Here is a 14,385-nt window from a genome sequence, read left to right as displayed (position 1 = left end):
GTCTCGCCTGTAACGCTAATCCCCCAGGAGTCAAGCGCCTTCCGCTCCAATCAACCAGTGTCCTTGAAAAATCAACTTAAAAACCTGTTCATTAAGCTTTATAAATCATCCTTAAGCAACTTTCCATGTCCAAGTTGCCAGTTTCTTTAAATTCATGGAGCGACGACTCCTGCGGGAAAAGCGTGAGACTTGAGACCCCGCACGAGCGTAGCGAAGGAGACTCAAGCCACGCCCGCGGAAAGCGTTCGCCCTTCTCTGCAATCAACATCTCTAGTTCTTAGTTAACTTCTTTCATTGTATAGTGGTTGATTGATCACGGAACAACAAATATAAGAAAACAATGCTTATGTACCCGAACAAAGGATATAAGAAAGACAGAAGAACGCCATATTGTATTTTACTAATGAGAAATGACACTCCAAAAATAAATACAATGATCATGCTGCTCCGAGTTCTCAAAATTGGTTTAAGCTGTCTTTCCAAACCAAAAGAATTACCAATGATACTTGTGAAAATTTCACCATAGATAATAAAGATATAAATCCAATAAAACTGTGGAGCTAGGAACTTCATTACTTCTGCTGTGGGAATCTCATAACCAGAAACATCTTGTAGCGTAATCAGGGATAGATGACTGCTTAATAAAATAAGTGTCAGTAATATTCCTCCAAGAATTCCTCCGGCCTTAACAATTTTCTCATCATTTATATCATGTGCCACAGGTACAAGGACCGCTTGTGCCAATGCCAAATTAAATGCAGCATAGGATAATGGGGACAACATCATTTTCCATAGCGGAATGCCATCTGGAATAGAAACGAAATGAGATCCGTAATCTCCCTGTGAAACACTGAAGACACACAACAAAACACTAAAGAAAATCATGACAGGTACAACAAAACTGTTAACAACAAACAAGCCTTTTACACCAAAAGCCAATACTACAAAAGAAAGGGCCATGGTTAAAAATATACCTGTAGTCTTTCCAATCCCAAGCTGTTCATCAAAAACCGCCCCTGCCCCCGAAAACATCACGGAAGTAACTCCCATTAACATGATAAAAAAAAGAAGGTTAATGAACGAAGACAGTCTTCTTCCAAATAAATGTTCATTCAATTCTTGGTATGATGATGATTTTGTTCGAAGTGCCAGCAACATCATTTTGGTGCCAAAGTATATAAAAATGAACCCAGCCACTAATACACATAACGTACCAAACAACCCATATTTCGAAAAGAATTCAACGATTTCTTTTCCCGTAGCAAATCCAGCACCAACGACTGTTCCTACATAAACAGCAGCAATTTGGAAAGCTCCTGACCATCTCCCCATCATGTCCACTTCCCCCTTCAAATCATGTATATGAAACACACTTAGAAAAAAGACAAGCAAAACTTGTCTTTTTTCTTTTGGGGAATACATGACACAAATTATTTTACATCCTAATACTTGAAAACATGGTAAAATAAAGGGGAAATTCTCGAAAGGTACTTACAACATGATGCAAATAGAATTAATCAGCCATCGCAATACGATATTAGTAAAACTTTTAACTATTATTTTGCTTATAGATACTTTGGTGTATATTGCAATCGATCAGAATATAGAGATTTTATGGCCACCATATGGATACATAATATTATCCCTGCTATGGATTTGTATAAAAAGTAGAATCCACCCCAAAGTTACCATGTATATAATCGTGTCTTCCATTTTGGGTTTTACCTTTTACTTAACGATTATTCAGCCTTATATCAGTAATTTTATTTTTATGATTTTAGCCATCATCATCTCTACTTTTTATCAGCAGAAGGCCATTTTGATTTTTGCGACCATCTCATCCATCGGATTACAGATAACTGCTGTTTTTTTAGTTGGAACAACTATGATGGTTCGGTCAGATATAGATGACATTCCATATTTTATTTTGTTTTCCTTATTCACGTTCTTAACTCTTTTATATATGGTCACTCATTCAAATCACCTTTGGACTAAAAATGAGCAGAACGTCTCAAAAACAAAAGCTGATCTGCATTCCACCAAATCTCTCTATGAGTCGATATTTGCTTATTCCCAAGATCCGATAGCAGTCTTATCAGTAACTGGAGAAATAATGGAGTTCAATGAGGCTTTTTGTAAATTGTTTGAAATGAAAGTTCGGAAAATAAAGCCACCAACACTACATTCCATCTTCCCTGACCATCAGATTGATATTCAAACATATCTATCATCCGTACTGAATGGGAAAAGTGTCATTGGAAAGGAACTAAAAACAATAACCAGTAATCATGAGCTCATTATCGGGGAGGCTACCATTTCTCCGATTTATGATTCAAACCATACTATCATTACAGTTTCTTTAATCATTAGGAATGTTACTGAGCGCAGAAAGTTAGATGAATACATTACGAATTCTGAAAAGTTGAAGGTAACTGGGGAAATTGCAGCTGGAGTGGCGCATGAAATCCGTAACCCACTTCAAGTAATAGGTGGCTTTGTACAAATGTTGAACGAAGAGGATACTCGACATTCGACTTATTATTCACTGATACTTTCAGAAATCAAGAGAATGAATAGTATCATAAGTGAATTTTTAAAATTGTCAAAACCACTCGTATCCAATTTGAGTGCCCAGAAAGTCCGGGAAATTCTTGAGGAAGTAATTGTTCTGTTCGAACAAGATGCCCATTATAAAAATATTGAAATAGAAAGGGAATACACGGACTTTGATTTAGAAATTTTATGTGAAGTAAACCAATTAAAACAGGTGTTTATCAATCTAGTCAAGAATTCGATTGAGGCAATTCCCAATGGTGGACTAATTAAGTTTCAGTTCATGCGAGTAGATGAAAATAAAGTAAAGTTCGTTGTTTCAGACAATGGCGTTGGAATTCCCGAAGAGATTATGCGTGATATAGGAAAGCCATTCTTTACAACAAAAGAGACTGGAACTGGACTAGGTCTAATGATTACTGAAAGAATCATTGAACAACATAACGGTAGTATGGCGATTTCAAGCTTCCCTGGTAAAGGAACGACGGTTGAAATCACCCTACCTATTGAAATGATCAGTACTTCCTCTGACCAAAAATCATAAAACCTACAAAGGCTGGATTTTAAAATCCAGCCTTTCAAATTAGTTTTTATTGGCAGTCAACCATTCTTCCATACGGTATAGTAACAGTGGTGCCACCGGATCCTGCAATTTATTCTTAAAGGATTTGACCATGGTTAATATCTTCACCTCATCCTCATGGATTTTAAGATCATGGCCCATATTTTCAATAGTATGAATAACCACGTCCCCTTTTACCCAGTTTCGTAGATTCTCCATTTTTTCCGCTCTAGTTTGTAAATCTTTAGTTCCTCCTAAAGCTAATACCGGGCATGTTACCTCTTCCATATCTTTTTGAACATCATATCCGAAAGCCTCCCTTATATATTTAGCCGGCATTTTTTTCCCACTTATACGAATCGTGTCTCTTTCTGAATCCATAATTTTTGCCATAATCATTTGGTCTTTCTTGATGGTTTTATCAACCAGTTTGAACGTCCTTACAAGCCAACCAAGAAATCCTTTGTTGTCTACCAACTCTTTATAGGCTAATTGTTTTTGATAGGTGGCTGAAGATTCCATTGTCTCTCCCCCACCAGCCACTAGAATCATACCCGATACTTGATGTTTTAAACTTATGGCAGGACAAATAAAACTACCTTCACTATGCCCAAACAAGAATATATTATTAGGATCCACTTCTGGATGCTCCACTAGGAATTGATATGCAAACTCCGCGTCATCCATCAAATCTATGAATCCGGTTGTTAGTGTATTTCCCCCACTCTTCCCTGCACCTCTTTTATCGTATCTTAAAGAGGCAAAACCCATCGTCGCAAATTCCTCTGCCAATTTTTTATACAGGTTACCAACTAACTTCATTTGTTCATTATTTCCATCACGATCTGAATTTCCAGAACCAGGCATTATTAATACAACCGGGTATTGATCCTGCTTTCCTTCTGGAAATGATAATGTCCCTTGTAAAAGTACGCCCGATTGAATTTCTACTTCGATATTTCTCATGAAATCCATCTCCCCATCGCTTCTTTTCTGTACCAATTAGACGGTTGAAGTTGGATAAAGTTCAAAATAAATATTTTTTTTTTATTGTTAAGTTCGAGGACAACTCAAAATAATAAATCTATAACTATACAAAAGTTATACAACATGTATAATAAATAATATAATTATTATATTCAAGTGAGGTGTCACGGAAATGAACTTTCTAACTAAGTTCAGTTTAAAAAATGCGGTAGCAGTGTTTATCATTTCTTTTTTGCTAATTTTAGGAGGGTTATTTTCCTTTTCCCAATTGAAAGTGGATTTACTGCCAAACATTGAGTTTCCTCAGCTCTCAATCGAAGTCATTTATCCTGGAGCTTCTCCCCAGGATATAAACGAAAATGTCACTTCTAAACTGGAAGACCGCTTGAAAGGAATTGAAGGAGTGAAAAAAATTCAAAGCTCCTCATTCGAAAGCATCTCCATCATAAATATGGAGTTTCCATTTAGCAGTAATATTGATGAAGCCGAACGGCTTGTCAGCAATACAATCAAAGAAGCCGATTTACCTGAAAATGTCCAAACCAAAATTAACCGCTTTTCGTTCGGGACCTTTCCTATCTATAATATCTCCTTGTTTTCGAAGGAAGGAACAGATCTTCAAAAATTAGTGGAGGATATCATTGTTCCAGAGATTAATAAGATACCTGGAGTCAATAATGTTTCGGTCGGGGGACTTGAGGGAGAACTACTTCAAATTACAGTGGATCCGATAAAAAGTTCACAATTTGGCATTTCTTTAACTCAAATTAAAGATGCCATAAATGGAAAAAACCTTTCCTTTCCCGCTGGCAATATATCAGAAAATCAATTGGAAATTCCAGTAAGAGTACAAGAGAAAATCGATACGATTGAGAATCTCAAAAATATAAGGTTAAAATCATCATTCATTCCAAATAGCCAACCTATTAAACTCGATGAACTTGCAAGTATTGAAGAGGTATCTGAAAAAGAGGAATTTACGAGATTTAATAGGAAGGACTCCTTGTCTATGGCCATCACTAAAAAGCAAGATGCCAATACAGTAGAAATCGCTGAAAAAGTCCGTGATGTCCTGAATTCCCATAAAGTAGAATTGGATTATGCAATTGGATTTGATTCAGCAGCTGGAATCGAACAATCCATATATACACTGATTAAAGAAGGATTACTAGGTGCTTTATTTGCTTCTGTAGCAGTTTTAGTATTTTTGCGTAATTTCCGTGCCACAATTATTGCGATTGTATCCATCCCTTTATCATTACTAGTATCCTCCATTTTCCTTGCACAATTAGATATTTCACTGAACATTATGACGCTTGGAGGTATGGCAGTAGCAGTTGGACGTGTGGTAGACGATAGTATCGTAGTCATAGAGAATATATTTAGAAGGGTTCGTAAATCCAACAATACGATCAATGACGGCATTATTTTAGATTCAACTAAAGAAATTCTTAAAGCCATCACTTCTTCTACGATAACAACAGTCGTGGTTTTCTTGCCTTTAGGATTTGTTGGGGGTATTACGGGAGAATTCTTTCTACCGTTCGCTTTAACAATTGTCTTCTCGCTACTAACATCTTTATTGGTTTCTATTACTATTGTTCCAATCTTGTCGAAGTTCTCTTTTAAAAACGTGCCTCATGAAGAAAAAGATGGCCGATTACAAATAGCCTATGGGAAAAGCATCTCTTGGTCATTGGATCATAAAGCTCTAATCATCTTTCTTTCCGTCCTTACTTTACTAGGATCATCTTTTTTAGTGACTAAGCTAGGTTTCACTTTCATCCCAAATGAAGAACAAAAGACATTAGTTGCTACTATGCAGCTACCTTCTTCTACATCTTTAAATCGTACGAATGAAATCTCCCTAAAAGTGGAGAAGATGTTCGCTGAGCAAGAAGAAATAAAAGAAGTGACTGCAGGTATAGGTAGCCGTGATTTTACAACTGGCTTAAAACGTAAAAACCAAGCCAGTTATTTTATTAACCTTAATGAGAATGTAAATGTAACTAAGTTTATCAAGAATTTGGAAATATCTATGGAAGAGATTGTCCTAAAAACTGAGCCTGATACGAAAATCGGAATTCAAGAGCAATCTACTGGAGGACCTCCCTCCAATAATAATGTAAACATTAACCTTTATTCTAACAATCTTGAGGATTTACAAAGAAGTGCCTCAGATGTTGAAGCATTCTTAAACAAGCAGAAGGATTTAAAGTATGTTTCTAATAACTTCTTAGAAAAACAAAAACAAATTATTGTGGACATTAATCCCTCAAAGACTGACGAGTTAGGTCTTTCCGGATTCCAGATTCTAGGCAGTATTTCTGACCAAACGAAGCCATTGACAGTTGGATCTCTTTTACTGGATAAAACGGAGCGTAATGTCATCCTTTCCTATGATCAAGAATCTCCTACCCTTGCAAAGCTTCAGGAATTAAAGATATTCACTTCCAAAGGTCCTGTTTCCTTAAAAGATGTTGCAGAAATTAAGGAAGTGGATGAGTTTACTTCATTACAAAAGTTGGACGGGAAGATTTTCGCTCAAATATTTGCCCAAGTTACATCGAACAATGTATCAGCAGTTACCAAAGAAGTCATTGATGGAGTAGAGAAAAACGTGAAACTACCTGACACTGTTAATTTTGAGGGTGGTGGTGGAAGCGATGAAACAACCGAAACCTTTAAGGCATTGGGATTGGCTATGGTTGTGGCAATCGGTCTTGTCTACATCACTATGTTGATTACATTTGGTAAAGCCAGGATTCCATTTATTATCCTCTCTTCTTTAATTTTCGTTCCAATTGGTTCGTTCCTAGGATTATATCTTGCAAAAGAACCGATGTCTGTAAGTGTAATGATCGGATTATTGATGCTAATAGGAATCGTTACAACCAATGCGATAGTTCTTGTTGATCGTATTGGCCAGAATCGAGAAGAAAAAGGAATGTTTGTACGCGACGCATTGATCGAAGCAGGAAAAACACGTCTACGTCCAATATTAATGACGGCATTCGCTACTATTGCTGCCTTGATTCCACTGGCATTGACAACATCCTCTGGAAACCTAATATCTAAGGGGCTTGCCATAACGGTAATTGGCGGATTGACATCGTCAACATTGCTAACATTGATCTTGATTCCGGTCATTTATGAACTATTCTTCTTCCGTGCTATAAAAAGGGAGAGAGTAAAAGCCACTCTGTAGTTATTAATGGGCAAACCATTAAAAGGGGTTGCCCATTTCTTATGTAAAGAAAGATTTATTATCATTTAACAGGGGTTTTTTATCATATATTTCGATATATTACCAAATTATCCCCACTTTTTATCAAACTAGCAGCTTTTTTATCAAATCCCAATTTAAGCAAAAAAGGTGCACAAGCTCTATTGGCCTGTGCACCTCATTTCTATTATCTTATAATGCTTTATCGTCTACTGAATCCAACCATGCTTCAATTTCCCCTACAACAGATTGAACACATCCATCCTTGAATGGTGAAACTAGATTAGCTTCCTCAACCAGTCCAAGGAATGACTTGCTTCCACCCTGTTTGCAAAGGTGAACGTAGTCGTCCCATGCTTTTTCTTTTTCTTCCCTTGAGCGCTTCCAGAATTGTAAGGCACAGATTTGAGCTAGGACATAATCAATATAGTAGAATGGTGTACTGTAGATATGTCCTTGACGTTGCCAATATCCGCCTTCTTCTAGGAATGGGATGCCGTCATAATCCCACTCAGGTAGATATTTTTTCTCTATTTCCTTCCATGCCTGCTTTCGTTCAGCTGGAGTCATTTCTGGTTTTGCATAAACCACATGTTGGAATTCATCCACCGCAGTTCCGTATGGAAGGAACGTTAACGCACTACCTAAGTGTGAAAACTTATACTTGTCAGTGTCTTCTTCAAAAAATAATTCCATCCAAGGCCACGTGAAGAACTCCATACTCATTGAATGGATTTCCGCAGCGTCGGATGTGGACCATACATAATCCGCCACTTCTATGTCACGGCTGCAGTACACTTGGAATGCATGACCTGCTTCGTGCGTTAGAACATCAATATCACCAGATGTTCCATTAAAGTTAGAGAAGATGAAAGGCGCATTGTAGTTATTGATATAGGTGCAATAACCTCCGCTTTCCTTCCCTTTTTTAGCCACTAGATCCATCAAATCCGTATCGATCATGTAACGGAAGAATTCGCTAGTCTCTTTAGACAGTTCATCGTACATTTTCTTACCGTTTTCAATGATCCAAGCAGGCTCCCCTTTTGGTTTCGCATTCCCAGTCTTGAATTTGAACCCGATATCGTGGAATTTTAACTCATCCACACCGATTCTTTCTTTTTGTCTTGCTTTAAGCTTGGAAACAATTGGTACGATATACTCTTGAATCTGGTTACGGAAATTCGCAACCATTTCTGCATTGTAATCTGTTCGTTGCATACGATGATAGCCAAGCTCAGTAAAGTCTTTATAACCAAGCTTTTGAGCCATTTCAGTACGAACTTTTACTAACTCATCATAAATTCGGTCCAGCGCACCCTCATGGTCTTTAAAGTATTGGAACTTAGTTTCAGTAGCAGACTTTCTGACTTCACGATCAATTGATTCTGTATAAGGATCAAGCTGTGCCAATGTCTTCTCTTCACCATCAAACTGAATCTTCGCAGAAGCGATCAGCTTAGAATATTCCGTTTTTAACTTGTTTTCTTTCTGCATAAGTGGAATGATTTCAGGGCTGAATGACTTCAACTGGGCATCAGCCAAATCAAATAACTGATTTCCCCATTTCTGCTCTAATTCAGCACGGAACTTCGAATCTACAAGAACTTTATAATATTCAGTAATCAAATCATCCATAAGCGGTTGGATTTCATCCATATACTCTTGTTCTTGTTTGTAGAACTCATCTTCAGTATTAATAGAATAACGAATGTAGCAAAGATTGAACATGGTCCCAATTTCGTTACGTATTTCGTTGATTTCTTCCATCACTGCATTTTGAGCCTCAAATGTCTCAGCCCTTTTAAAACGCTCTAGAGAAGAATTGAACTTTTCTTTAATTGAATCGACGTCTAATCTTCTATACTCAAAATCTTGGAATTTCATCCTATCACTTCCTTCTATGTATTCCCTTTATATATACTACAAAATCGACTGATTATCCTTTTTTGAACTAGAAAAATTTTGAAAAATTTAAAGAATAGGTTCAGCTAAACTACCCTGTTGATTGTAGCGAGGGGCACTCGCTTCCCATGGGTGGTTCGGGAGCCTCCTTAAGCGCACTCGCGCCATTGTGGGGTCTCCCTTGACCCACTTTTCCAGTAGGACATGGAAACAGCTTTCTGGAATAAACAACGCACGCAGGAAAGGCGAATGCATTTTCGAAGAGTCTCGAGCCTTGCTCTCCAATCGACATAGTCCCAAATCAACAATGAGCTTTAACCTAGCCAAAAAAAATACGAAACCAATTTGGCTTCGTATTTTCACTACTACTGTAAACTTAACCCCAGCTTTTTTAACATGGTTATGGCTGTAGCCTTTTCTGCATCTGTCAATACATTCATGACTTGATCAATTTGTTTTTCATGCTCTGGGAAAATTCTTTCGATGAATTCTTTCCCCTTTTCAGTAATCGTAGCATATGTCACTCTTCGATCTTTTTTGCATGCTTCTCTGACCAAGTATTCTTTTTGTTCTAGTTTATCCACAACATATGTGATGCTACCGCTTGCTAAGAGGATTTTTCCACCAATTTGTTGCAGAGGCTGCGGGCCTTTATGGTACAAGAGCTCCAAAACAGCAAATTCAGTTGGATTTAATCCATTTGCAGCGATGAATGTATTCACGTGATCATTAATAGATCGATGAGCTCTCGACAAAACGATAAACAGTTTTAAAGATTGTTCAATGGATTCTTTGCTCATGTCTACACCGCCTAACTCATCCATAAATAATATCTCGAATTCAAAATTAGTATATAGAATCCCTATTTTGAAGTCAATAGTACCCGTATCAACCGGATTGTCAAAAATGGCCAATTCTCGCATTTAACTATTTGGATTACAACAATGATACTCATCTTGCTTATTCTATTTTTTGGCTTTGATCATTTTACATGTAATATATTTAAGCCTAAAGTATTATCTATTGAAGAAAGAAACCGTGCAACAAAGGGACCAGTACGAAAGACAAAAACTTGAGACTGTTGGAACACTAGCAGCCTCGGCAACACACGAAATCAAAAACCCACTGACAGGTGTAAAAGGTCTTATCCAACTTTTAAGTGAAAAATATAAGGATCAAGTAAAACAAGTCGTATTGAATATTGTCAAAAATGCTTTCCAAGCCTCAAGTGCCGGAGACAAAGGAGAAATTCAAATGTTCCCTAAAGATGAATTCATCGTGATACAAATTAGTGATCAAGGGATCGGAATGGATGAATTCACTTTAAAACGAATCTTCGAACCATTTTTCACCTCCAAAAAAGACGGTACTGGCTTAGGCTTATTTATATGTCAAAAAATGATTGAACAATTCAATGGCAAAATTGAAGTCTATAATGAAAAAGATGCAGGTACAACCTTACAAATCTACTTACCTTTTATAGTTTAATAGTATATTTTTTAAAAATTCTAAAAATTATTCTTAAAAACAGTCTTCTTTCCTTCTCGACAGCATATATTAAAGGAACAGAATATTTCTACTGGGAAGGGGAGATTGTATGGTTGCCTTTGCCAATTACCGTGATTTTTTTCAAAGATGTATCATTCCGATTGGTTTTGAAGATAGTAAGAAATTGGTAGATTTAACTACAGATGAACTATTCGCTACCCACTGGTTAGTAGCGCTGGAAGGTGGACCTGAATCTATAGATAGTGAATATTATTTATGGAAAGTTGTCGTGTATCCTTCTAATCAGTCCGGGAAATTTGAGTACGCAAAACCGTATTACACATCAGCCTATCATCATAAATTTGATGCTGCAGTTGATTTAGCGAAATCGATTGAAAGGACTGCTCTAACTGATACATTGATTCAATCCTATTTCCACCAAAAAATCAGTTAAAACCAATATAAAGAGAAAATGGGCTTCATTTCTCTCTTTTTGCCACAGTATGTGAAATAACCTACATAATGCTTTACCCGTAAACCTCTTATTTATGAAGTGGTTTTTTTCATTTTTAGCGAAAATTAGTAACTTCTCCGATTCATTTAAATTGGATTCTAAAATGAAGATTAAATTGTTTATTGGAGTAATAAATGGATCTAAAAGTTCATTCAAATGCTGGTTTTGATTCATTTTTTATGTCTTTGCCTAAAAACACTTCTAAAATAAAGCACCACCATGTATTTTCATGTGCCATGGTGGAGATTTTTAATAGCATGAATGTCTTTGTTAAAACTATCCTGTTGATTGCAGTTCCAGGCACTCGCTTTCAGCGGGCGGTTAAGGAGCCTCCTTGACGCATGGCACGCCAGTGGGTTCCCGCTTTTCCCGCAGGACATTGAATCAACATCCTCGAATAAACACCACACGAAGGGAATTGCGAATCAATTTTCGAGGAGTCTCGTTCCTTCCGCTCCAATCAATATAGTAACAAATCAAAAATGAACTTTTACATAATTATATTAAGAGAACAAAAAAAAAGCTGCCAATTGACAGCTTTCCACCACAATTATGCCAATCTAAAAATTATCCCTTTCCCACCTTCTGGATATTCCCAATGAATGTTTTCATAAGGGCACCCAATACGGCAGCTTCCGCATTCATGACAACCTTCATAACCTACATGCATTCGAATGTCTTCCCACTTATAAACCTCAGCTGGACAAAAAATGGTACACAATTTATCCGGACATTGAGTCATACAAATATCATGGCTCATAACTGTTAAGTGTGATTTCTTACCCGCTTTGAATCGGACTAAATATTGTTTTTCTTCAATCGATGACAATATTATTTCACCGCCTTCCAAGCTTTATAGACATCTTTTAAGACGCTTAATGTTCCTCTCTCTTCTGTGACAGAACGAATGATTTCCTTTTGTTTGTCTTTTTTCGGTGTACCATCGACGGAGAAGAATTTATTCATGGCTCGATTCATCATTGGGATATAGTCTTTAAAATAAGCAGGATTGTTTTCAAATGTATGAGTGGCGTCTTTATATTTCTTTAAATCTTTGATAATGAAACTTTCATATAAATCATTTTTATATTTACTTAAAGTAGCTTCACTATAATCGCCTTTTTCTTTAGCAGCAACTATGGCTTCTGCTGCCAATTTCCCGGATGCCATCGCCATGTTCGAACCTTCACGATGTATCGCGTTCACTAACTGGGCAGCATCCCCAACCACTACCACACCATTACCCACTACCTTAGGTACGGAATAATAGCCCCCTTCGGGAATAAGATGGGCTAAGTATTCAGCTGGTTCACCGCCATCAATGAGAGGTTTAACCATTGGGTGAGTTTTTAAATAATCGAGTAAATCGTATGGCTTGATTCTAGCCTTGATCATACTGGATAGGGTTGTACCTACACCAATATTGATGCTGTCTTTGTTCGTATAAATAAATGCCGTACCAAGATTCCCTTTTGTAGAATCACCAAAAATTTCAATCGTGCAGCCTTGGTCATCTGCTAAATTAAAACGATCATTAATTTTTTCCTTTGGCAAATTAATGACTTCCATTACCGTTAATGCCACTTCATCAGGACGGAATTCTTTATGGAAGCCCAGTTGTTTGCCTAATAATGAATTGACTCCGTCTGCTAAAACGACTACATCTGCGTAAACCTCTCCATTTGGTCGATCTGTTTTTACTCCCACCACCTTTCCATTTTCGACAAGGCATTCATTGACAACAGTTTCATTGATAAGGAGTACTCCTGCCTCCACACCTTTTGATGCAAACCACTGATCAAATTTTGCCCTTAATACTGTGAAATTGTTATAGGGCTCTTTACCCCACTCCAAATCTTTGTAACCAAATGTCACAACCGATTCTTGGTCCATCATCCAAAAACGTTGTTCTATTACCGGTCGCTCGAGTGGTGCATCCTTCCAGAACTCAGGAATGATTTCTTCCATTTGTTTTCGGTAAAGAACACCCCCCATCACGTTCTTGCTACCAGGATATTCCCCACGTTCGATTTGCATGACCTTTAATCCAGCTTTCGCACATGTATAAGCACAGGAGGTTCCTGCTGGCCCAGCTCCTACGACAATGACATCAAACTTTTCCGGCATAGTTCACTTCTCCTCCTTGTGCGCGAAGTTCTTGTTTAAGTTCTTCAATTAATATTGGAATAATTTCTAGCGCATCACCGACAATGCCATAAGTAGCAACATCAAAAATAGCTGCTTCAGGATTTTTATTTATGGCGATAATCATCTCTGAATTCTTCATTCCTACCACATGCTGAATCGCTCCAGAAATACCTATCGCAAAGTACAGTTTTGGTGTTACCGTTTCTCCTGTTTGGCCCACTTGCTGTTCATGAGGGAGCCATCCAGCCTCCACAACATCCCGGGTCCCTCCTACACTGGCACCTAATACCTCTGCCAACTCATGGATCAATTCAAATCCTTTTGGGTCTCCCATACCTTTTCCACCGCACACAATTACATGAGCATCTGCAAGATTAGATGCTTTCGCAGCTTCCCTTACAATCTTCAATACTTTCGTTCTCATCGTTTCTTCTGATAATTCAATAGACTCTTGAATAATTTCACCGCTTCTTCTATTGTCTCTTGTCAATGCTTTCATTACTTTTGGGCGGACAGTTGCCATTTGTGGCCGATGCTTTTTACAAAGAATCGTCGCCATGATATTGCCACCGAAGGCCGGTCTACTTGCTTCTAATAGTCTAGTTGAAGGTTCTACATCTAGCATCGTTGTATCTGCGGTCAATCCAGTGCTTAAATCTGTAGCCACTGCACTTGCTAAATCCTTCCCATTAGGAGTTGCCCCATAAAGGAATATTTCAGGTTTATATTTTCTTGCCAAGTCATTGACACCTTTCATAAACGATTCCGTTCGATATGTTTCGAGCACAGGATGATCAATGACATATACTTTATCCGCACCATGGTAAATGACTTCATTCGCTAATGTTGATACTTGATGGCCAAGGAGTATTCCTGCCAATGGAACTTCAAGCTTTTCAGCCAGTTTTTTTCCTGCGCCAAGCAACTCCAGGGAAACCCCTTCTATTACCCCTTCATTTTGTTCTATAAAAACCCAAACCCCTCTATGATCCTTAAACATGT

General features: G+C 37.6%; 12 protein-coding genes. 5 read left to right on the top strand and 7 right to left on the bottom strand.

What is annotated here, in order from left to right; translation table 11 throughout:
- Positions 1 to 291: 291 nt before the first annotated feature.
- The gene (locus G3O09_RS14365) at positions 292 to 1,335 is read right to left on the bottom strand and encodes a YkvI family membrane protein (protein WP_420850345.1); all 1,044 of its coding nucleotides are present in this window, start codon (positions 1,333 to 1,335) and stop codon (positions 292 to 294) included.
- Positions 1,336 to 1,498: 163 nt separating this feature from the next.
- Between G3O09_RS14365 and G3O09_RS14360 the strand changes: the two genes are divergently transcribed.
- On the top strand, positions 1,499 to 3,097 hold the full coding sequence (locus G3O09_RS14360) for a two-component system sensor histidine kinase NtrB (protein WP_163102175.1): 1,599 nt from the start codon (positions 1,499 to 1,501) through the stop codon (positions 3,095 to 3,097).
- 39 nt (positions 3,098 to 3,136) lie between these two features.
- Here G3O09_RS14360 and G3O09_RS14355 read toward each other — a convergent pair whose 3' ends face one another.
- Complete coding sequence (locus G3O09_RS14355) at positions 3,137 to 4,081, bottom strand: alpha/beta hydrolase (RefSeq protein ID WP_163102174.1); 945 nt, start codon at positions 4,079 to 4,081, stop codon at positions 3,137 to 3,139.
- A gap of 193 nt (positions 4,082 to 4,274) precedes the next feature.
- Here G3O09_RS14355 and G3O09_RS14350 point away from each other — a divergent pair, with 193 nt between their 5' ends.
- Positions 4,275 to 7,310, top strand: a complete 3,036-nt coding sequence (locus G3O09_RS14350) for an efflux RND transporter permease subunit (protein WP_163102173.1) — start codon at positions 4,275 to 4,277, stop codon at positions 7,308 to 7,310.
- 210 nt (positions 7,311 to 7,520) lie between these two features.
- On the opposite strand, the gene G3O09_RS14345 is transcribed toward G3O09_RS14350, so the two are convergent.
- Both G3O09_RS14345 and G3O09_RS14340 read right to left on the bottom strand, forming a co-directional pair.
- Complete coding sequence (locus G3O09_RS14345) at positions 7,521 to 9,215, bottom strand: M3 family oligoendopeptidase (RefSeq protein WP_163102172.1); 1,695 nt, start codon at positions 9,213 to 9,215, stop codon at positions 7,521 to 7,523.
- 383 nt (positions 9,216 to 9,598) lie between these two features.
- Positions 9,599 to 10,033, bottom strand: a complete 435-nt coding sequence (locus G3O09_RS14340; protein WP_163102183.1) for a MarR family winged helix-turn-helix transcriptional regulator — start codon at positions 10,031 to 10,033, stop codon at positions 9,599 to 9,601.
- 238 nt (positions 10,034 to 10,271) lie between these two features.
- Here G3O09_RS14340 and G3O09_RS14335 point away from each other — a divergent pair, with 238 nt between their 5' ends.
- From G3O09_RS14335 to G3O09_RS14325, 3 genes are all read left to right on the top strand, one after another.
- A complete protein-coding gene (locus G3O09_RS14335) occupies positions 10,272 to 10,721 on the top strand; it encodes an ATP-binding protein (RefSeq protein WP_163102171.1) in 450 nt (149 codons plus the stop codon).
- A 109-nt stretch (positions 10,722 to 10,830) separates the two neighbouring features.
- Positions 10,831 to 11,175: a hypothetical protein gene (locus G3O09_RS14330; RefSeq protein ID WP_163102170.1), complete on the top strand. Its 345-nt coding sequence runs from the start codon at positions 10,831 to 10,833 to the stop codon at positions 11,173 to 11,175.
- Between the two features lie 194 nt (positions 11,176 to 11,369).
- The gene (locus G3O09_RS14325; protein ID WP_163102169.1) at positions 11,370 to 11,573 is read left to right on the top strand and encodes a hypothetical protein; all 204 of its coding nucleotides are present in this window, start codon (positions 11,370 to 11,372) and stop codon (positions 11,571 to 11,573) included.
- A 212-nt stretch (positions 11,574 to 11,785) separates the two neighbouring features.
- Here G3O09_RS14325 and G3O09_RS14320 read toward each other — a convergent pair whose 3' ends face one another.
- The 3 genes from G3O09_RS14320 to G3O09_RS14310 are packed head-to-tail and all read right to left on the bottom strand — an operon-like array spanning position 11,786 to position 14,383.
- Positions 11,786 to 12,085 (bottom strand): ferredoxin family protein, encoded by a 300-nt coding sequence (locus G3O09_RS14320; protein WP_163102168.1) that lies wholly within the window; start codon positions 12,083 to 12,085, stop codon positions 11,786 to 11,788.
- The gene (locus tag G3O09_RS14315) at positions 12,067 to 13,362 is read right to left on the bottom strand and encodes an FAD-dependent oxidoreductase (protein ID WP_163102167.1); all 1,296 of its coding nucleotides are present in this window, start codon (positions 13,360 to 13,362) and stop codon (positions 12,067 to 12,069) included. Before G3O09_RS14315 ends, G3O09_RS14320 begins: the two co-directional genes overlap by 19 nt.
- Positions 13,346 to 14,383: an electron transfer flavoprotein subunit alpha/FixB family protein gene (locus tag G3O09_RS14310; protein WP_163102166.1), complete on the bottom strand. Its 1,038-nt coding sequence runs from the start codon at positions 14,381 to 14,383 to the stop codon at positions 13,346 to 13,348. Before G3O09_RS14310 ends, G3O09_RS14315 begins: the two co-directional genes overlap by 17 nt.
- Positions 14,384 to 14,385 lie beyond the last annotated feature (2 nt).

It is taken from the genome of Peribacillus alkalitolerans (assembly GCF_010882125.1).
Lineage (GTDB): Bacteria > Bacillota > Bacilli > Bacillales > DSM-1321 > Bacillus_BN > Bacillus_BN alkalitolerans.
The sequence above is the reverse complement of the archived record's forward strand: the minus strand, read 5'-3'. Positions and strand labels throughout refer to the sequence as shown.